19 protein-coding genes are annotated in these 17,627 nt (G+C 68.8%); 9 read left to right on the top strand and 10 right to left on the bottom strand.

Annotated elements, in window-relative coordinates; genetic code table 11:
* Positions 1 to 91: 91 nt before the first annotated feature.
* Both AC5LXX_RS22635 and AC5LXX_RS22630 read left to right on the top strand, forming a co-directional pair.
* Positions 92 to 847, top strand: a complete 756-nt coding sequence (locus AC5LXX_RS22635; protein ID WP_493413249.1) for an SDR family NAD(P)-dependent oxidoreductase — start codon at positions 92 to 94, stop codon at positions 845 to 847.
* A gap of 98 nt (positions 848 to 945) precedes the next feature.
* On the top strand, positions 946 to 2,139 hold the full coding sequence (locus AC5LXX_RS22630; protein ID WP_493413248.1) for a tyrosine-type recombinase/integrase: 1,194 nt from the start codon (positions 946 to 948) through the stop codon (positions 2,137 to 2,139).
* A 34-nt stretch (positions 2,140 to 2,173) separates the two neighbouring features.
* Here the strand turns inward: AC5LXX_RS22630 and AC5LXX_RS22625 are convergent, their stop codons facing one another.
* From AC5LXX_RS22625 to AC5LXX_RS22595, 7 genes are all read right to left on the bottom strand, one after another.
* On the bottom strand, positions 2,174 to 2,392 hold the full coding sequence (locus tag AC5LXX_RS22625; RefSeq protein ID WP_493405377.1) for a YXWGXW repeat-containing protein: 219 nt from the start codon (positions 2,390 to 2,392) through the stop codon (positions 2,174 to 2,176).
* Between the two features lie 57 nt (positions 2,393 to 2,449).
* The gene (locus AC5LXX_RS22620; RefSeq protein ID WP_493413247.1) at positions 2,450 to 3,607 is read right to left on the bottom strand and encodes a DUF1501 domain-containing protein; all 1,158 of its coding nucleotides are present in this window, start codon (positions 3,605 to 3,607) and stop codon (positions 2,450 to 2,452) included.
* A gap of 2 nt (positions 3,608 to 3,609) precedes the next feature.
* Entirely contained in the window at positions 3,610 to 5,004 is a 1,395-nt protein-coding gene (locus tag AC5LXX_RS22615) for a DUF1800 domain-containing protein (RefSeq protein ID WP_493413246.1), read from the bottom strand.
* Between the two features lie 259 nt (positions 5,005 to 5,263).
* Positions 5,264 to 5,767: a periplasmic heavy metal sensor gene (locus AC5LXX_RS22610; protein ID WP_493413245.1), complete on the bottom strand. Its 504-nt coding sequence runs from the start codon at positions 5,765 to 5,767 to the stop codon at positions 5,264 to 5,266.
* On the bottom strand, positions 5,764 to 6,183 hold the full coding sequence (locus tag AC5LXX_RS22605; RefSeq protein ID WP_493413244.1) for a hypothetical protein: 420 nt from the start codon (positions 6,181 to 6,183) through the stop codon (positions 5,764 to 5,766). Before AC5LXX_RS22605 ends, AC5LXX_RS22610 begins: the two co-directional genes overlap by 4 nt.
* The gene (locus AC5LXX_RS22600; RefSeq protein WP_493413243.1) at positions 6,180 to 6,965 is read right to left on the bottom strand and encodes an RNA polymerase sigma factor; all 786 of its coding nucleotides are present in this window, start codon (positions 6,963 to 6,965) and stop codon (positions 6,180 to 6,182) included. Before AC5LXX_RS22600 ends, AC5LXX_RS22605 begins: the two co-directional genes overlap by 4 nt.
* Positions 6,966 to 7,191: 226 nt before the next feature.
* The gene (locus tag AC5LXX_RS22595; RefSeq protein ID WP_493413242.1) at positions 7,192 to 7,491 is read right to left on the bottom strand and encodes a YXWGXW repeat-containing protein; all 300 of its coding nucleotides are present in this window, start codon (positions 7,489 to 7,491) and stop codon (positions 7,192 to 7,194) included.
* 322 nt (positions 7,492 to 7,813) lie between these two features.
* Between AC5LXX_RS22595 and AC5LXX_RS22590 the strand changes: the two genes are divergently transcribed.
* From AC5LXX_RS22590 to yddG, 3 genes are all read left to right on the top strand, one after another.
* Positions 7,814 to 9,499, top strand: coding sequence for a purple acid phosphatase family protein (locus tag AC5LXX_RS22590; protein ID WP_493413241.1), 1,686 nt, complete (start codon positions 7,814 to 7,816; stop codon positions 9,497 to 9,499).
* 135 nt (positions 9,500 to 9,634) lie between these two features.
* The gene (locus AC5LXX_RS22585) at positions 9,635 to 9,883 is read left to right on the top strand and encodes a hypothetical protein (RefSeq protein WP_493413240.1); all 249 of its coding nucleotides are present in this window, start codon (positions 9,635 to 9,637) and stop codon (positions 9,881 to 9,883) included.
* 192 nt (positions 9,884 to 10,075) lie between these two features.
* The gene (yddG, locus tag AC5LXX_RS22580) at positions 10,076 to 11,020 is read left to right on the top strand and encodes an aromatic amino acid DMT transporter YddG (protein WP_493413239.1); all 945 of its coding nucleotides are present in this window, start codon (positions 10,076 to 10,078) and stop codon (positions 11,018 to 11,020) included.
* Between the two features lie 70 nt (positions 11,021 to 11,090).
* On the opposite strand, the gene AC5LXX_RS22575 is transcribed toward yddG, so the two are convergent.
* Together AC5LXX_RS22575 and AC5LXX_RS22570 are read right to left on the bottom strand one after the other, a co-directional pair.
* Positions 11,091 to 11,723 carry a LysE family translocator gene (locus AC5LXX_RS22575; RefSeq protein ID WP_493413238.1) on the bottom strand — a complete coding sequence of 211 codons (633 nt, stop codon included), beginning with the start codon at positions 11,721 to 11,723 and terminating at the stop codon, positions 11,091 to 11,093.
* A gap of 99 nt (positions 11,724 to 11,822) precedes the next feature.
* Positions 11,823 to 12,737, bottom strand: a complete 915-nt coding sequence (locus AC5LXX_RS22570) for a LysR family transcriptional regulator (protein WP_493413237.1) — start codon at positions 12,735 to 12,737, stop codon at positions 11,823 to 11,825.
* A 382-nt stretch (positions 12,738 to 13,119) separates the two neighbouring features.
* Between AC5LXX_RS22570 and AC5LXX_RS22565 the strand changes: the two genes are divergently transcribed.
* Positions 13,120 to 13,968, top strand: coding sequence for a sulfite exporter TauE/SafE family protein (locus AC5LXX_RS22565; RefSeq protein WP_493413236.1), 849 nt, complete (start codon positions 13,120 to 13,122; stop codon positions 13,966 to 13,968).
* Between the two features lie 377 nt (positions 13,969 to 14,345).
* Here AC5LXX_RS22565 and AC5LXX_RS22560 read toward each other — a convergent pair whose 3' ends face one another.
* Positions 14,346 to 15,293, bottom strand: a complete 948-nt coding sequence (locus AC5LXX_RS22560; protein WP_493413398.1) for a LysR substrate-binding domain-containing protein — start codon at positions 15,291 to 15,293, stop codon at positions 14,346 to 14,348.
* An 88-nt stretch (positions 15,294 to 15,381) separates the two neighbouring features.
* On the opposite strand from AC5LXX_RS22560, the gene dsdA reads away from it, so the two are divergent.
* The 3 genes from dsdA (at position 15,382) to AC5LXX_RS22545 (ending at position 17,594) form a co-directional block, all read left to right on the top strand.
* Positions 15,382 to 16,716, top strand: a complete 1,335-nt coding sequence (gene dsdA, locus AC5LXX_RS22555; RefSeq protein ID WP_493413397.1) for a D-serine ammonia-lyase — start codon at positions 15,382 to 15,384, stop codon at positions 16,714 to 16,716.
* Between the two features lie 50 nt (positions 16,717 to 16,766).
* On the top strand, positions 16,767 to 17,021 hold the full coding sequence (locus AC5LXX_RS22550; RefSeq protein ID WP_027791787.1) for a hypothetical protein: 255 nt from the start codon (positions 16,767 to 16,769) through the stop codon (positions 17,019 to 17,021).
* 273 nt (positions 17,022 to 17,294) lie between these two features.
* Positions 17,295 to 17,594 carry a DUF4148 domain-containing protein gene (locus AC5LXX_RS22545; protein WP_493413235.1) on the top strand — a complete coding sequence of 100 codons (300 nt, stop codon included), beginning with the start codon at positions 17,295 to 17,297 and terminating at the stop codon, positions 17,592 to 17,594.
* Positions 17,595 to 17,627 lie beyond the last annotated feature (33 nt).

Below are 17,627 nucleotides of genomic sequence, written 5' to 3'. Positions count from 1 at the left end.
CGCCGTCGAATCCGCCTAGTCCGTTTCAACGTCGAAGCACCGGCCCGTACCGCCTAACCTGTCGCTCCACCCCGCGCCTCAGGAGACAGGTATGGAACATTTCGCAGGAAAAGTCGCCGTCGTGACCGGTGCGGCGACCGGTATCGGACGTCAGGCCGCCCTATGTTTCGCCGAAGCCGGTGCGCAGGTCGCGCTGCTGGACACCGCGGTATCCGCCGCGGAAGACACCGCGCACGAAATCGAGCGCCTCGGCGCAAAGGCGATCGTGCTACGCGCCGACGTGGCGCGCGACGATGACGTGCGCGCGGCAATCGACACGACGGCCGCCACGTTCGGCCACCTCGACTTCGCGTTCAACAACGCGGGCATCGCACCGCGCGGAGCCCCCGCCGCCGAGTTCGACGAAGGCGAATGGGACCGCACGATCGCCGTGAACCTGAAAGGCGTGTGGCTGTGCCTGAAGCACGAATGCCGGTACATGCTGCAATCCGGCGGTGGCGCGATCGTCAACACGTCGTCGATCATGGGGCTCGTCAGCGGGCCCGGGCTCGCTGCGTATTCGGCGTCGAAAAGCGGCGTTATCGGCCTCACGAAAGCGGTGGCGATCGACTATGCGAGCCGCGGCATCCGCGTGAATGCCGTGTGTCCGGGCGGCATCGCGAACACGGCGATCACCGAGCGGCCGGACAATCGCGACGACATGGCGCGGCTGATGCAGGCCACGCCGATGGCGCGGCTCGGCGAACCGCGCGACATCGCGGAAACGGTGTTGTGGCTGTGCTCGCCGGCCGCGCGCTTCGTCACCGGCCAGGCGATCGCGATCGACGGCGGTTTCACCGTGTGGTGATCGTGTACCATCGGCGCTTCCCGATACGCCTTGACGCGTTCGTTGCCTGCGTCCGCCCGGCCACGCCCGCGCGGTTCGCGCAACGCGCCTCCCTTCGCATGCCCTCACCCGTTCCGTCCGACGCCGCGCTGCGCCCGCTGCCGATCGATACGCTGACCGTGCCGGCCGCGCTCGACGGACGCACCGGCTCCAACCGTTCCGGCAGCGCGCATCCGCAGATCGCCGCGACCAACGATCTCGACGCCGTGCGCGCGTGGCTCGCGCGCTTCGTCGATACGCCGACCACGTTCCAGAACTACCGCAAGGAAGCCGAGCGCCTGCTGCTGTGGGCCGTGATCGCGTGCGGCAAGCCGCTGTCGTCGCTCACGCACGAGGATCTCGTCGTCTACCGGCAGTTCCTGCTCGCGCCCGCGCCGGCCGACCTGTGGTGTGCGAACGGCGGCCGCAAGCATCCGCGCGACGATCCGCGCTGGCGGCCGTTCTACGGGCCGCTGTCGGCGGCCAGCCAGCGGCAGGCGCTGGTGATCCTGAACGTGATGTTCTCGTGGCTCGTGCAGGCCGGCTATCTGGCCGGCAACCCGCTCGCGTTGTCGCGGCAACGGCAGCGCCGGCCCGCGCCGCGCGTCACGCGCCATCTCGGGCAGCCGCTGTGGCAGTCGGTCAAGGATGCGATCGCCACGATGCCGCGCGACGATGCGCGCGCGTGCTTCCATGCGGATCGCGCGCGCTGGCTGTTCACGCTGCTGTATCTCGGCGGGCTGCGCATCACCGAAGCGGCCGACACGACGATGGGCCAGTTCTTCTGCCGGCGCGATGCGAACGGGCACGACCGCTGGTGGCTCGACGTGACGGGCAAAGGCGGCCGGCAGCGGCTCGTGCCGGCAACCGACGAGATGATGGCCGAGCTGTCGCGCTACCGGCGCGCGCATGGCCTGGCCGCGCTGCCGTCGGACGGCGAGCCCACGCCGCTCGTGCTGCCGGTCGGCCGGACGCGCAAGCCGCTCACGCGTGCAGCGCTGCACCGTATCGTGAAGCAGGTATTCCGGCACGCGGCCGACCGGCTGCGCGCGAACGGCGAAGCCGGCGACCAGCAGGCACGCGTGCTCGAACAGGCGTCCGCGCACTGGCTGCGCCACAGCGCAGGCTCGCACATGGCCGACGGCCGCGTCGACCTGCGGCTCGTGCGCGACAATCTCGGCCATGTGTCGCTCACGACGACGAGCCAGTACCTGCACGCGGACGACGACTGGCGGCATCGCGAAACGGAGGAGAAGCACCGGATCGGGTGGTAGCCGGTATCCGCACCGCCCGGCACGTCACGGCCGGTCAGTACACCGCCACCCAGTGCCCCGGCACCCACGCCCAGTGATTGCCGGCCCACCGGTAATGCCCCTTTGCCCAGCGATAGCCCGGTGCAGGCGGCGGCGGTGCCACCTCGACGAGCGGCGCCGGCTGCGGCGGCCGTACGGGTTCGACCACGCAGGCGGACATCAGCACGGCACTTGCGCTCACCAGCACGGCAAGCGAAACGGATCGCATCTTCATCGTCAATTCTCCCTGTTGTGTAGTCGGTCGGCGGGCACGAACGCGGCATGCGCCGCGTCACGCGGCTCCGCGAATCAAGCCGGTCATCGGCCGCATCGCGCCGCTTTCCGCGAACAACGCAGCTGCCGTGCGGCGCGGATCGAGCCGCAGGCTTTCGGCAGCTGCGCCCGAGATCAGCGCGTCGAGCGACGCAGTCGGCTTCAGGTCGCGCCCTTCGTACAGGTCGCCCGGCCGCAGCCCCGGCCAGTCGGCGATCACGCGGCCGCCGGCCACCGCGCCGCCTGCGAGCATCGCGACCGACGCCTGCCCGTGATCGGTGCCGCCCGTACCGTTCACGGCCGCCGTGCGGCCGAACTCGGTCGCGACCAGCACCGTGGTCTGCTGCCAGGCGGGCCCGAGGCCGTCGCGCAGCGCGGCGAGCATCGTGTCGAGCGCCTTCAACTGGTTCGCGAGCCGCGCGTTCTGCGCGCTGTGCGTGTCCCAGCCGCCTGTCTCGATCATCGCGATCCGCGGGCCGTCGTCGCGTGCGAGGAACGTCGCCGCGAGCTTGCCGACGCCGGCCGGGTCCTGCCGCGCATGCGCGTCGCCGGCCAGGCCGCGCGCGTCCATCGCCGACTGCCACAGCGGGCCGAGCTGCGCGTCGGCCTCGTAGAGCGACGACACGCGCGCGAGCAGGTCGTCCGGCGCGGCCGGCAAACCGGACGGCGCATACGACGCGGCCTGCACGGCGCCGCGCAACGCGAGCGGCACGGTCGGCGCGAACGCGATCGCGTTTTCGCGTGTCGCCGGCAGCAGCGCGGCGAGCCGGTTCAGCCAGCCGTCCTTCACCTGGTATGGCGCGCGGCCGCCCGTTTCGAGCACGTTCTGGCCGTCGAAATGCGACCGGTCGCGATACGGCGACGCGATCGCATGAACGAACAGCGCCTGCCCGTCGCGATACAGCTGCGCGGTTTGCGCGAGCGACGGATGCAGCGCGAACGTGCCGTCGAGCCGCGTCGCGGCCGCCGTGTCGATCGCGAGCGGGCCGCGCAGCGACGCATACGCGGGTTCCGCATACGGGACGACGATGTTCAGGCCGTCGGCCGCGCCGCGCTGGATCACGAACACGAAGCGCCGGTCGGTCGCGACGTTCGCGAATACGATCCGCGGCGCGACGAGGATCGCGCCCGCACCCGCGGCGGCAACGCTCAGGAATTGTCGGCGTGACAGGGCCATGGTCATCTCCGTTGGAAATCGGGCGAAACGAGCAGCAGCGCGAGCGACGTGGTCGCGCTTTCGGCACGCGACAGCGCAGTCGCGGTCGGCGCGCTCATCGAACCGGCCAGCAGCGTGTTGCCGAGCGTGCGCGGATCGAGGCGGTCGCCCGTGCGCGCGGCCAGCCGCTGTGCAATCTCGACGCGGCGCACGAGCGCATCGGGCGCGGCCCAGCTCGCGGCGACATCGTCGTAGCCGGCCGGCGAGCCCGGCCGCCACACCGGCTGGCCGAGCTGCGCGAGCAGCGGCGCGGCCTTCAGGTCGCCCGTATCGCGCCAGCCGAGCCCGCGCAGCGACGATACGGCCCATTCCCACGGCGTCTTGAACTTGCGGTTGACCGGCGACCACGCGTCGGGCGCATCGACGAGCGCGCGATAGACGGTCGGCAGGTCGCCGCCGCTCGCATCGAACGCACGGGCCAGCCGGTCGGTCAGCGCGGGCGGCGGATTGTCGGCGACGAAATGACGCGCGAGCTGGAACGCGATGTGCCGGCCGGTTGCGTCCGAGTGCGCGAGGTCGTGCAGGATCGCGCGCGCCTGCGCTTCGCCCGGCTGGTCGTAGGTGCGTCCCATCACCGTGCGCGCGCCCGGTTCGTGCAGCTTCGGGCGAAACACGAATGCACCGGGAGCGGCATCGCCCGGCTGCGGGCCGCGGCCGCCGGCGATGCTCCAGCCGGTCAGCGCGCGCGCGAATTCCGTCACGTCGGCTTGCGTGTAACCGGTGCGTACGCCGAGCGTGTGCAGCTCCATGATTTCGCGCGCGAGGTTCTCGTTGAGCCCGCGCTTCGTCGAGGGATTGCGCGCTTCGGCGCGCAACGCGGCCGGGCTGTCGGGGCCGACCGAGCGCGCCTGGTCGAGGAACACCTGCATCGCGGGATGCTGCTCGACGGCGACGAGCATGTCCTCGAAGCGGCCGAGCACGTGCGGGCGAATCGCGTCGCGTTCGAACGCGCCCGCATAGGCAGCCACCTGCCCCTTGTCGACCGACACCGCGAAATGGTTCGCCCAGAAATGCACGAGACGCTCGACGAACGGCGCGGGCGTGTTCAGCGCGCTGTTCATGCGTGCGGTAACCGCACTGCGATAGGCGTCGTAGCCGTCGCGCCGGATCGATTGCCCGGTCGCGCGCTTCGCGGCCGCATCGCCGCCCGTCATCGCGTTGCGTGCATCGGCAAAGCGCGTGGCGAGTGTGACCGCGTCCGGTTCGCCGGCCCACGCGGCCGGTCGTGCGTCGTAACGGTCGAATTGCGCGACGAGGGCCGCCTTCGGGTCTGCTGGCGGCGCTTCGTCGGCCCGTGCGCCGAGACCGAATCGGTTCAGCGCGATCGCGGCCGGCGTGATGTCGTTCGGATGGTCCATGACAGGCTCTCTCGCGGTGCGTACCCACGTTCAACGCGGGAGCGCCGGGAAATCCGTCGCGGGAATCGCAAATAAATGTCGATCGGGGAAACGCGGGGCGGAGTGATCGGCAGAAATCTCGCAACGCGGCAGCGTACGTCATGAATGAACGAACGACGACGACGACGACGCAATCCACCGGAAACGGCACACGCGTTGCGCGTGACCGAAAGCGCGCGACGGCGGCACGCAGTTCGCGTGTCGCCCCCGGCGCGAGGTTTTACTGACTCGCCGGCGTGTCCGGCTTCTTCTGCAGCCTCGGCGGCAACCGCCAGTTCCCGCTGCGCTGCAACCCATCGACGAACTTCGCGCGCTCTTCTGGCGTGAGCGTAGCCGCGAAATCGACGACGCTGCGTTCGACCTGCGCACGCATCGCGGTATCGGCCGCGCGCGTGCGGTCGAGCGCGGCATCGATCGCCGCCCGATCGAGTTGCGGCGCGGCGAGCAGGTCCAGCACGGTGATCCGGCCGTCGCGCCCTTCCCGTGCAAAATCGCGGCCGGTCTTGCGGGCCGCCTTCAGCGCGGCCGCGAATTCGCGCTGCCGCGCATCGGGCAATTCGTCCGCCGCGAAACGCAACGCGGTGCGCGATGCAGGGGCGCCCGCCGCATGCAGGTCGCGATGCGTCGAGAACCACTGATAGGCGCCGCCGCCGATCGCGCCGAGCATGAACACGTTCAGCACGACCGAGCCGACGAGGATGAATTTCCAGCCACGTTCAGTCATTCATCGCTCCAGTCGACGCTCGGGCCGCCGAATGTCGTCGTCAGATAGCCCGGTTCATGCTGCGACATCGGCGCGCCGCCGAGCATCAGCATCGACACGACCACCGCGCCCGCGAGCGCACCGGCCAGGCCGACGCCCGCGAACGCCGCGCCCGACCACCAGACTTTGCCACGCCTGCGTGCGCGCTGCGGCGCGGGCGCCGTCGCGACGATGCGCTCGACCAGCGACGGCGCGGGCGGCGCGACCGTATCGCATGCAAGCCACGCATCGAGGTCGGCTGCGTCGTCCAGGGCGAGCAGCGCTTCGCGCGGGTTCGCGTGCGCCCACGCCTCGGCGGCCGCGCGCTCGCCGGCCGGCCAGCGCCGCGCGTCCGAGCCGTACGCGGCGACGATGGTGCGAAATCGTTCGGGTGTCATCGCTTGTCCTCGCTAGGTGGGTCGCCGGCCAGCTGCGCGCGCAGGTTGCGCCTCGCACGGGCGAGCAGGCTTTCCAGCGCATCGACGGTGATGCCCATCAGGTTGGCCGCTTCCACATTCGACATTTCCTGATAGTACTGGAGCACGAGCGCTTCCCGCTGCCTCGGCGGCAATGCGGCCAGTGCCTGCCGCACGCGCGCATCGCGCGAACGCAGCTCCGCCTGCGCGGCCGGCTCCGGTTGCGTGTCGGGCACGTCGGGCAGCGTATCGACGGGCTCCTCGCGCCGGCCGCGCAGGCGGTCGTAGCACAGGTTCAGCACGACGCGATGCAGCCACGTGTCGAAGCGCGCCTCGCCTTCGCGCCAGCGCGGCGCCTGGTTCCAGATTCGCAAGAACGTCTCCTGTGCGACGTCCTCGGCTTCGTTCCGGTCGCCGAGCATGCGCGTCGCCAATGCGAGCAGCCGCGGCAGCTTGCGTGCGACGAGCACGCGCACGGCCGACGAATCGCGCGCGCCGACGCGCGCGACGAGTTCCGCGTCAGGATCGCGGTCGCCGCGATCGTTCAACGCCGCCTGCTCCGTCGCGCGGCGCGCGGGCGCCGCACTGTCACGGCAGGTGTACCCGCCGCCCGGCTGAAGCTCATCGTCGTGCTCTCCTTGCATGCGTCGGGCCATCACCGGACGGCGCCACGCCGACTGTTCGGCACTGCCGCGCGCATCGCGCCCGGCGTCGCACACGGCGTCGGCCATGTCCGTTTCATCGACATCCGGTTCGCGCGGCATGTCGATCCTGTCGGCCGGCCGCACGACCGGCGGCCGGCGCGCTCAATATACGACGACCGGCGCGGGCCGGTAATACACCGGACGGGCCGGCACCACGACGCAGCCGGCCAGCACGATGGCTGCGGCCGCCAGGATCACGATGGTTCGAAAAGGCATGGCTTCGACTCATGATGTTGCACGAAGTAACCGCCGCGCCGGCACTGCGTGCCGTGCGGCGGCGTATGCATCACGCCCAGTGACCGGGCACCCAGCGCCAGGCCGGCCCGCGCGCGGCCCAATGGCCGGGCACCCAGCGGTAACCGACGCGCACCACTTGCCAGTGGCCCGGAATCCAGACATAGCGGCCCTGCCGCCAGTGCCAGTGCCCCTGATCCCAGACGTAGCCCGCACGCGGCGCCGGCAGCACTTCGACGCGCGGCGGCGGCGGCGCGTACGGCGCGACGATCACGGCCTGCGCGAACGACACGGAGGCCGCCAGCGCGGCCACGCATGCCGTGGCGAATCGCAATGGAACAGAAAGTTTCATGAAAGACTCCGAAGTAACGGGCATCGACCGGTGGCGGTCGTTCATGCGTTAAACGGCGCCGGCGAACGGAATCCGTCGCGGAGTCTGCAAATAAATTTCGGGGAGACCGACGTGGCGTTGGCGGGTGCCGCGGTTCCGCTCGGCAAGAGCCTGCGAGATCCTGCCCGCGCCGGGTTGCGGGGCTGTCACATCGCGGCAAAACTGCCCTTCGACAATGCATGCGACCGGGATCCCGCTCGTTTCCGGCCCACGCCCCGGCCGCGCTCGCGCATGGCCGCGCGGTTCCACCCTCTCGCGTCCCCACCCAACGAAAACACCGATCATGTCGAACCAGGACACTTCCCCTGATCAGCCGAACGAGCCGGCCGCCTCGGTATCGCGTCGCGGCTTCCTGAAACTGGCCGGCGTCTCCGGCCTCGCCACCGCTGCCGGCGGCCTCGCGGCCGCGCGCGCCGCCGCATCGAATCCGGACGGCACGCCCGAACAGGTCCACCTGACGTGGGGCAACGACCCGACGTCCGAGGTCGTGATCTCGTGGGCGTCGCTCGCGCCGGCCGTCAACCCGCGTGCGCGCATCGTCGCCGACGGCGAGCCGGCGCGTACCGTGCACGGCGTCCAGCGCCTGTACACCGACGGCCTGAACGGCGAAACCGTGTTCGCGTACCACGCGCGCGTGCACGGGCTGAAGCCCGACACGCACTACCGCTACGAGATCACCGCCGACAACGACGGCAACGCCGCACAGCCGTTCTCCGCGACCTTCTCGACGGCGCCGCGCGGCCGTGCGCCGTTCCGCTTCACGAGCTACGGCGATCTCGCGACGCCGAACGGCGCGTGGGTGCTGTCGTCGCCGCAAAGCCGCTTCGCGGTGCAGGCCGTCGAGCAATTCCAGCCGCTGTTCCACCTGCTGAACGGCGACCTCTGCTACGCGAACCTGAACCCCGCGCACCAGCCCGAGGTGTGGCGCGATTTCGGCAACAACAACCAGACGTCGGCCGCGAACCGCCCGTGGATGCCGTGCCCCGGCAATCACGAGATCGAGTTCAACAACGGCCCGCAGGGGCTCGACTCGTATCTCGCGCGCTATACGCTGCCGGAGAACGGCACGCACTTCCCCGGCCGCTGGTACAGCTTCCGCGTGAGCTCGGTGCTGTTCGTGTCGCTCGATGCCGACGATGTCGTGTATCAGGATGCCGCCGCGTTCGTCGGCGGCCCGGCGCCGCTCGTGCCGGCCGCGAGCACGGGCCGCCCGCCGATCGAACCCGGCACGTCGTTCTACGTGCGCGGCTACAGCAACGGCGAGCAGACGCGCTGGCTCGAACGCACGCTGCGTCACGCCGCCCATGACGACGACATCGACTGGATCGTCGTGCAGATGCACCAGGACGCGCTCAGTTCGTCGAAGACGGGCAACGGCTCCGACAAGGGCATTCGCGAAGCCTGGCTGCCGCTGTTCGACCGTTACGGCGTCGACCTCGTGCTGTGCGGCCACGATCACGACTACGAGCGCAGCTACCCGGTGCGCGGCTGCAATCACCGCGCAGGCGTCGACGCGACGACCGGCGAAGTGGTCGAGACGCTGCAGCCGCGCCCGGTCGGCTCGAACGATCCGGACCGCACGAAGTTCGACACGAGCCACGGCACGATCCACCTGATCCTCGGCGGCGGCGGCACCAGCGCGCCGCTCGACGTGTACGGCGAGAACCCGTCGACCGGTTTCGCGCGTGCGAAGGTGTTCACGAAGCCGAACCGGCCGGTGCCGGGCAGCGCGCCGAACACGTTCGTGCGCCAGCCGGCCGATGCGCTCGAGGATGCGATCTGGTCCGCGCGCCGCGATACGGGCACCGGCTACGGGATTGCCGTGTTCGACCACGATCCGGGCAAGCCGGGCGGGCACACGACGATCACGATGCGCTACTACCACGCGCCGGGTGCCGACCAGCACCCGACCGCGCAGTACGAACTGTTCGAAACGATCGAACTGAGCAAGAAGCGGCGCGAGCGGTAATCACGCCGGCGCCCGCTGCGGCGGGCGCCGGTAGCGCTGCCTTCGGGGACGGGATGCCGCGGCACGGGTTAGACTGCCCGGCTCGCACACCGGCTCGCGCAGATGAGTTTCGAATATCGCATCCACACGATTCCGTTGGCCGCCGCATTCGATGCCATCGCGCATGCCCTGCGGCAGGCGTATGGCGGCATCGACATCGATCCCGGCCGACAACGGCTCGACGTTCGGGATGACACCTGCGCCTGGCCGCTGATTGGCCTGACGACCGACGAAGACGGATTCTTCCTGGTCACGACGCTGGGGCCGACGCGGCGCGCCATGCTCGACGCGATCGGACACGCGTTGTCGGCAATCGGCGCCGCATGGCGTATCGACGACGCGTGACCGATTCGCGCGCCTGAATCGACCGCAGGCCGTACACACGCGTCCGGCCGGATCGCTGCAACGGCTTCGCCCCGTTAAAATGCGCGCTTCCAGCGAAATCACCCCACCACACTTCCGCTCGCGACAGCAGCACGCGCGAACGGCCCCCGTATCATCCGCAATCGAATCGGCATGTCGAAGCAGGCAGGAAGCATGAAACGCAAGAACAAGGCAACGCTCGCCGGGCTCGGCGCGGTGCTGTTATGGGCCTCGGTGGTCGCGCTCGTCCGCAGCGTCAGCGAAAGTCTCGGCGCGACCGGCGGCGCCGCGATGATCTATACGGTGGCGTCCGTGCTTCTGCTGTTTTCGATCGGCTTCCCCGACCTGAGCAAGTTCCCGAAAGGCTATCTGCTCTGGGGCGGCCTGCTGTTCGTGTCGTACGAACTGTGCCTCGCGCTGTCGATCGGCTATGCGAGCAACGGACAGCAGGCGATCGAAGTCGCGATGGTCAACTATCTGTGGCCGAGCCTCACGCTGGTCGCCGCCATCGTGTTCAACAAGCAGCGGGCAAACCTGCTGGTCGTGCCGGGCGTCCTGCTGTCGATGCTCGGCATCTGCTGGGTGCTCGGCGGCGACCGCGGCCTCGATCCGGCCGGCATGCTCCGCAACGTCGCGGACAATCCGCTGAGCTATGGCCTCGCGTTCATCGGCGCGCTGATCTGGGCCGGCTACTGCACGGTCACCGCGCGCCTCGCCGACGGCAAGAACGGCGTCACGCCGTTCTTCATGCTGGTCGCCGCGGCGCTCTGGATCAAGTTCGCGATCGAAGGCGGCGGCGGCATGACGTTCAGCTTTCACGCGGTCCTGTATCTCGTGCTGGCGGCGTCGGCGCTGGGGTTCGGCTATGCGGCCTGGAACACCGGCATCATGCACGGCAACGTGACGGTCATCGTCGGCGCGTCGTACTTCACGCCGGTGCTCGCCGCCGCGTTCGCCGCGACGCTGCTGCATGCGCCGCTGTCGGTCGAATTCTGGCAAGGCGCATCGATGGTGTGCGGCGGATCGATCCTGTGCTGGCTCTCGACGCGCAGCCGGCGCCAAGCCAAGGCCGCGCCCGTTCGCGTCGGCAAAGAGGTCGAAGGCAATTGCAACGGGTGACGTTGCCCGAAGCTGTCGACGCAAGGCCGGCTTGCTGCCGGCCGCGCTCCCGAGCGCCGGCCACCGTGTTCTAGCGTTGCGACTCCAGCGCGATACGCACGGCCAGTCCTGCCAGCACGGTGCCCATCAACCAGCGCTGAACCGACGCCCAGAACGGCCGGCCCGCCAGAAAGCCCGCGATGGAACCGGCCATGCACGCGATCAGCGCATTCACGCTGACGCTCACCGCGATCTGCACGCAGCCCAGCACCAGCGATTGCGCGAGCACGCTGCCGTGGCCCGGCGAAATGAACTGCGGCAACAGCGACAGATACATCACCGCGATCTTCGGGTTCGCCAGGTTCGTGACGAACCCCATCGCGAACAGCCTGACGCGGCTGTCGTGCGGCAACTGCCGGACCTGGAACGCCGAACGGCCACCGGGCTTCAGCGCCTGCCACGCCAGGTAGGCCAGATACAGCGCGCCGGCAAAGCGCAGCACATCGTATGCATACGGCACGGTCATCACCAGTGCGGTAATGCCCAGCGCCGCACACACCATGTAGAACACGAAGCCCAGCGCGACGCCGCCGAGCGACACGAGCCCGGCACGGCGGCCCTGGCAGATCGAACGCGACACCAGGTAGATCATGTTCGGGCCAGGCGTCAGCACCATGCCGAGCGCTACGAGTCCGAATGCAAACAGGGTAGGCAAGGCCGGCACGGCAATCTCCTTCGGGGCGACGGGAATGATGTCCGATCAATGTATTGCATTCCGGGCATCATCAGCATGAATAAACTGCAAGCCACCCATGAACGCCGTTCATCGTGCCGCCTGCTTGCTACCTGCCCTCTTCGCGCGTGCGTGGATCGCCTTCCCCGCTTTCGCACGTTGTGCGTCGACTAGCCTCACGAATTCATCGGTCACCGCGTTGCCGGCCGTATTCCACGCCAGCCGCACGGAGCGATGCAGCCGCGGCGACAGTTCCAGTACGCGGCCGCCGAACGGCGTATACGTGAGCGTGATGCGCGGCACGATCGATACGCCCATGCCGGCCTCCGCCATCGACAGGATGGTGCGCATCTCGACCACGTTGAACGCGGCCTGCAGCGGCGCGCCGCCGCGCGCGAAGTAATCCGCGATCACCGGCCCGCACCCGCCCTTCGAAAAGATGAACGGCGCCGCGGCCAACTGCCTGGCCGACACGCTCTTGCGGCCGGCGAACATCCCGTCCGCCACCACGGCGACGAAATCCTCGTCGAGCAGCGGCAGGTTGTGCGTGAACGTCTTCGTGCCGGCCACCACGCCGATGTCGGCGGTCCCGTCGTCCAGCCACCCTTCGACTTCGCTGTCCGTGCCTTCGAGCAGCACCGCCGATACGCCTTCGTGCAGCGCCTTCAACGCCTCGAGCGCGGGGACGACGAACGCCAGCGACACGCTCGGCAACGACGCGACCACCAGCCGCCCTTCGAGCTTCCCGCGCGACAGGCTGAACTGCTGGCGCAGCATCTGCGCTTCACGGACGACACTCTGGACGTACGGCCACAGGCGTTCGCCCGCCGCCGTCAGGACGACCGGCTGCCGGTCACGCCACAGCAGCTTGACCTGCGTGATGTCCTCCAGTTCGGTCAGCGCGTGACTGATCGCGGACTGGCTGCGGCTGAGCCGGTCGGCAGCCGCCGTGAGCGAACCGAGTTCGACCACGGCCGCCAGGGCCTGCAACTGCGCAAGCGTCATCGGATTTCCTTGTGTCGATGGCATGTATTCGCCGCATGAAACGGCAAGCCGTCGTGAATTATATTGAATCGGCACCATCGCATGAAACGCCGTGCCCGCATCGCTCAGGTAAGATGCACGCTCGTCCCGCCGCGCCCTTGCAGGCGCACCGGCCGGCGGTCGACAAGCGATGTTGAACCACGCCACCGCGTGGCTCATGCTCGCCGGCACGACCTGCCGGCCTGGACCGGAGCCGCGCGCCCGCCGGCCGCACACGAGGCGGTGCCATGCGATCGCATGACCGGTTCAAGCCAGACAAGAACGAATGCGTGCGAAACGCACGCGACCGCAACGGATTCGACCGACAGCGCTCGCTGCCGGATATGCCGCGACAGGCCACTCCATGATTCATTTCAATCTGACTGAAGGTGTGCTGGTTTCCAGCCTGCAGGCGCTCACCGTGCTCGACCTGGCCGGCATCGCCATTGCGTTGCTGCTGGGCGGCATGGCCAAGGGCATCACGGGAATCGGCGTGCCGCTGATCGCGATGCCGATCCTCAGCCAGTTCCTGCCGATCCGGCACGCGGTGCTGCTGCTGTCGATGCCGATCATCCTCGGCAACATTCCGCAGGCGCTGGAAGGCGGCCAGGTGCTGGCGACGGCCCGGAAGATCGCCGCGCCGATCGCCGGCACCGTGATCGGCAATATCGTCGGCGTCGCGATCCTGCTGTCGCTCGATCCCAGGCATGCGCAGGCGGCATCCGGCGCGCTGCTGATCGTGGCCGCGGCGCTGATGCTCGCCGCACCGAAACTCAGCCTGCCGGAAGCATGGCAAAAGCCCGTCGGGTTCGTGCTCGGCTTCGGCGCGGCTCTGATGGAAAGCATCGCGTCGGTTCCCGGGCCGCTGCTCGCGACCTACCTGATTTCGTCCGGCGCGACCGGGCGCGTGTTCACGAAGCAGATCGCGATCATCCTCGTGGTGTCGATCGTCACGCTGATCACGACGTTCAGCGGCGCCGCGCATGCCAGCGGCGCGGACCTGGCGATCTCGGCGGCAGCCAGCCTGCCGGCCCTCGCCGGCATGTGGCTGGTGCGCCCGCTGCGTGACAGGATGTCGCCGAAAATCTTCCGGATGGTCGTCCTGCTGTTCGTGCTCGTCGCGGCGTCGCAGATGATCTGGAAATCGGGCGTGTTCCGGCACGGCGGCCCGCACGCTGCGCAGATCGACGGCACGCACGCAGCCGGGAAATAGCCGGCGATGTGCCGTCACCGGTCGCGCATGGGTCCTGAAAGCTGCGACGCGTAGTATTCGCGGATCCGGCGTAGCGCTCCGGCCGTCGACGCCGACGATACGCTGCCGACTTTGCGGTTCGCGCACCGATGCCGACATCGGCGCTGCCATGTTTTCAGAGGCACGAAATGGAAACCTATGTGTTGCTGGGCTGCGGGCTCGGCCTTGGGCTGTTGATCGCGATCTGGGGCATCTGGTCGCTCAGATGAGGCGACCGGTTCCGTCCGCGCGCAAGCAATCCGTATGGCGATGGACGGGAAACTGTAGTTTGCGGCCGTGCCTTCGACCCTATTGCTTCGCACTCCGATCCAGCCGTCCGGCAACAACGATCACGCAGATCACGCCGTCTTCGACATCACACGCGACCGGGCCTCGCCGAAACGCACGCACTCGGCCTTGAGCCAGCCCGAAAAGGCGGCGGTTCGGGGATCGTCCGGGTTGCGTGACAACAGCACGTAGCGCGCCGGCGCACGCACGTGCACGCCGAACACATCGACCAGCCGTCCGCTCGCAATCTCGTCATGCACGAGCGCCGCGCGCCCCATCGCGACGCCTTGATGGTTCAACGCGGCCGTGATCGCCAGGCTGGAAAAGTTGAACTGAGGCCCGTCCAGATGCGCGATCCACGCTGGCCGGACGGCCTCCAGCCACGTACGCCACTCGACGAACTCGGGCGCGCCGGCCCACGGCGCGGCGTCGTGCAGCAACACGACGCCGTCCGGCGACGCCCCGCCGGCGAATGCCGGATGCCGCGCCAGATACGCCGGCGTGGCGACCGGAAACAGGGTTTCGTCGAGAACGGTTTCCGCATGCAGCCGGCTGTATTGCACCGGGTCGTAGCGCACGGCCACGTCGATGTCGCCGGTCTCCATCGCCTGGCGGTCCAGCACCTGGAATTCGGCCTGCACACGCACCGACACGTCGGGCTGCTGCCGGTGAAATTCGGTCAGGCGCGGCATCAGCCACTGCAACGCAAACGACGGCAGGCAACTGACTTGCAGCGGCGCATCCGACATGCCAAGCGTCTGGAGCGTGCGGTGGATCTCGCCGAATGCGCCAGACATCGTCGCGAGCAGGATCGCGCCCTTCTCCGTCAGCCTCAACCCGCGCGCCTGACGCACGAACAGCGGATAACCCAGCCGGTCCTCCAGATTCCGGATCTGCTGGCTCACGGCGCTTTGCGTCAGGTTGAACGCCTGCGCCGTCTTCGTGAAGCTCAACAGCCGGCCGGCCGTTTCAAAACAGAGCAGCGCACCGAGGATCGATCCGTCCAGTCGCATTCGTATAAGTCCAGCTAATGCATTGATTAGAAATCGGCGCTTTTGCGCAGTTGCCTGGAATCGTAGCATTTCAGCTCTGCAATTCGCTCAACGAATACAAGGCCGATCCGTGACTGCTACGCTTCAACCTGCCGATCTATTAGCCAGACTGCAATCCCGTCACCCGCTGCTGTGGCTGAACGCCGCTGCCGGCAGCCCGTTGCCGCACGGCGCGCCTTCGTTCGACGCCATCGCGGCGGCCGAAGCGCGGCTGGCACGCTGCGAGCCGCTGATGGCCGAGCTGTTTCCGGAACTCGTGGCCACCACGGGAAAAATCGAATCGCCGCTGATGCCGGCGGACGCGTTGCGGCGCGCGTTGCCGCACGCGGATGATGCGCACGGCGCCTGGTTCATCAAGCGCGACGACGCATTGCCGGTCGCCGGTTCGATCAAGGCGCGCGGCGGCTTTCATGAAGTGCTCGCGCTCGCCGAGTCGATCGCGATCGAACACGGGCTGCTCGCCCCCACGGGCGACCGGCGGATCCTCGCGTCGGCGGCCGCACGCGCATTGTTCGCCACCCATACCGTCGTCGTGGGCAGCACCGGCAATCTCGGCTTGAGCATCGGCGTGATGGCTGCCGCGCTGGGGTTCGAGTCGGTCGTCCACATGTCGACCGATGCGAAACCGTGGAAGAAGGCGCGCCTGAGAAAGCGCGGCGTCCGCGTGATCGAGCATGACGGCGATTACGCACAGGCCGTCGCGGCCGGTCGGGCGCAATCGCGCGATCAACCGCGCTGCCACTTCGTCGACGACGAAGGCTCGCTGATGCTGTTCCTCGGCTACGCCGCGAGCGCCCGGCATCTCGCCGCGCAGCTTGCCGGATCGGGTCGCCGCGTGGATGCCGCGCATCCGCTTTTCGTCCATCTTCCGTGCGGGGTCGGCGGCGCACCGGGCGGCATCACGTATGGCCTCAAGGCGCTGTTCGGCGAACACGTGCATTGCTTTTTCGCCGAACCCGTCGCGGCGCCATGCATGCTCGTCCAGCTCGCCGCCGGCGCAGGCAGACCGGTGTCCGTCTACGACATCGGGCTCGACAACCGGACCGAGGCCGATGGCCTGGCCGTTGCGCAGGCGTCGCATCTGGTCAGCCCGCTGATGGCGTCGCAGTTGTCGGGCGTCTTCACGGTCAGCGACGCGCAGCTCTACGCGCAATTGCTCGCGGTTCGACGCGCGATGGGGATAGAACTGGAGCCGTCGGCCGCAGCCGCCGTCGGCGGGCCGGGCTGGCTGGCGCGGTCACCGGCCGGCAGGGACTACCTGCAGCGCCATGCGATCGACATGCGTGCGTCCACGCACGTCATCTGGGCGACCGGCGGCTCGCTCGTTCCGCCGGAAGAACACCGCCGCTTCCAGTCTCATGCGGAGGCGCTCGCCGGGCCCGGCGCATGACCTTCCGCCCGGCGCCTGCCCCGTTCCCGAAGACCGGTTAGACTGTCCGGATGGAACAATGCCGTTATTGCCAGAGAATCCGCGATGAATGGGATTGCCACGGGGACGAATGCCGCCGGGCAATCGCCAAGGCGCTGCGCCGGCAGCGTGCGGGCCTGCCGATGGTGCCCGATCGCATCCGCAACGAACTGCCGTCCGGCGCGCCGACCCAGCAGGTGATCGCCGTGCTGTCGCGGCAGCGCCTGCGCGCGCGTCGCGGCAACGAGGAACGCCGGGAGCGCAAGGAAATCGACGACGACGTCTGATCCGGCCTACCCGCCACCCGCCCGCCTCCATCCCCGCTTCCCGCTACCGTCGGGCGGCCGCCAGTACGCGCCATCCGCGCTGCGCGCCGTTCCGTTGCAAATCCGGCAAGACACAATGGGGACAGAATATATTTGCCGCCGAATTATTGCCTCTCCGGCAACGATCTTTCGCCGAAACTCACGTTTACCCTAGGTCGACCGGCGCCTACGATGTAATCAACCGCTGACGACATGGTGTCGAACGCGGAAAGCCAACAAACATCGGAGGTCATCATGAAATCGCTCGTTTCCGCAGTCGTTGCCGCTGTTGCCCTGTTCGCTTCGTTCGGCGCATTCGCCCAAAGCACCGTGACCCGCGCCCAGGTGCGCAACGAACTCGTCCAGCTCGAACAAGCCGGCTACAAGCCGGGCCTGTCGAGCCCGTACTACCCGGCCGACATCCAGGCCGCCCAAGCCCGCGTGCGCGGTGCCGACAACAGCGGCTACGGTGCACAACCGACCGCCACCGTCGAAGGCGGCGCACCGGTCGTGAAGCCGCAAAGCGCTCACGACTCGGTCTACTTCGGCCACTAAGCCTGCCGCTCCGCGCGCCTCGCGCGCGGTCCG

It is taken from the genome of Burkholderia torrens (genome assembly GCF_984668525.1).
The sequence above is the reverse complement of the archived record's forward strand: the minus strand, read 5'-3'. Positions and strand labels throughout refer to the sequence as shown.

Excerpts from the sequence above, each read along its gene's own strand:
- AC5LXX_RS22625 (WP_493405377.1), bottom strand. The coding sequence starts at position 2,392 with ATGAAGATGCGATCCGTTTCGCTTGCCGTGCTGGTGAGCGCAAGTGCC.
- AC5LXX_RS22635 (WP_493413249.1), top strand. The coding sequence starts at position 92 with ATGGAACATTTCGCAGGAAAAGTCGCCGTCGTGACCGGTGCGGCGACC.
- yddG (WP_493413239.1), top strand. The coding sequence starts at position 10,076 with ATGAAACGCAAGAACAAGGCAACGCTCGCCGGGCTCGGCGCGGTGCTG.
- AC5LXX_RS22595 (WP_493413242.1), bottom strand. The coding sequence starts at position 7,491 with ATGAAACTTTCTGTTCCATTGCGATTCGCCACGGCATGCGTGGCCGCG.
- AC5LXX_RS22615 (WP_493413246.1), bottom strand. The coding sequence starts at position 5,004 with ATGGACCATCCGAACGACATCACGCCGGCCGCGATCGCGCTGAACCGA.
- AC5LXX_RS22565 (WP_493413236.1), top strand. The coding sequence starts at position 13,120 with ATGATTCATTTCAATCTGACTGAAGGTGTGCTGGTTTCCAGCCTGCAG.
- AC5LXX_RS22620 (WP_493413247.1), bottom strand. The coding sequence starts at position 3,607 with ATGGCCCTGTCACGCCGACAATTCCTGAGCGTTGCCGCCGCGGGTGCG.
- AC5LXX_RS22590 (WP_493413241.1), top strand. The coding sequence starts at position 7,814 with ATGTCGAACCAGGACACTTCCCCTGATCAGCCGAACGAGCCGGCCGCC.
- AC5LXX_RS22605 (WP_493413244.1), bottom strand. The coding sequence starts at position 6,183 with ATGACACCCGAACGATTTCGCACCATCGTCGCCGCGTACGGCTCGGAC.
- AC5LXX_RS22570 (WP_493413237.1), bottom strand. The coding sequence starts at position 12,737 with ATGACGCTTGCGCAGTTGCAGGCCCTGGCGGCCGTGGTCGAACTCGGT.
- AC5LXX_RS22600 (WP_493413243.1), bottom strand. The coding sequence starts at position 6,965 with ATGCCGCGCGAACCGGATGTCGATGAAACGGACATGGCCGACGCCGTG.
- AC5LXX_RS22610 (WP_493413245.1), bottom strand. The coding sequence starts at position 5,767 with ATGACTGAACGTGGCTGGAAATTCATCCTCGTCGGCTCGGTCGTGCTG.
- AC5LXX_RS22550 (WP_027791787.1), top strand. The coding sequence starts at position 16,767 with ATGGAACAATGCCGTTATTGCCAGAGAATCCGCGATGAATGGGATTGC.
- AC5LXX_RS22545 (WP_493413235.1), top strand. The coding sequence starts at position 17,295 with ATGAAATCGCTCGTTTCCGCAGTCGTTGCCGCTGTTGCCCTGTTCGCT.
- AC5LXX_RS22630 (WP_493413248.1), top strand. The coding sequence starts at position 946 with ATGCCCTCACCCGTTCCGTCCGACGCCGCGCTGCGCCCGCTGCCGATC.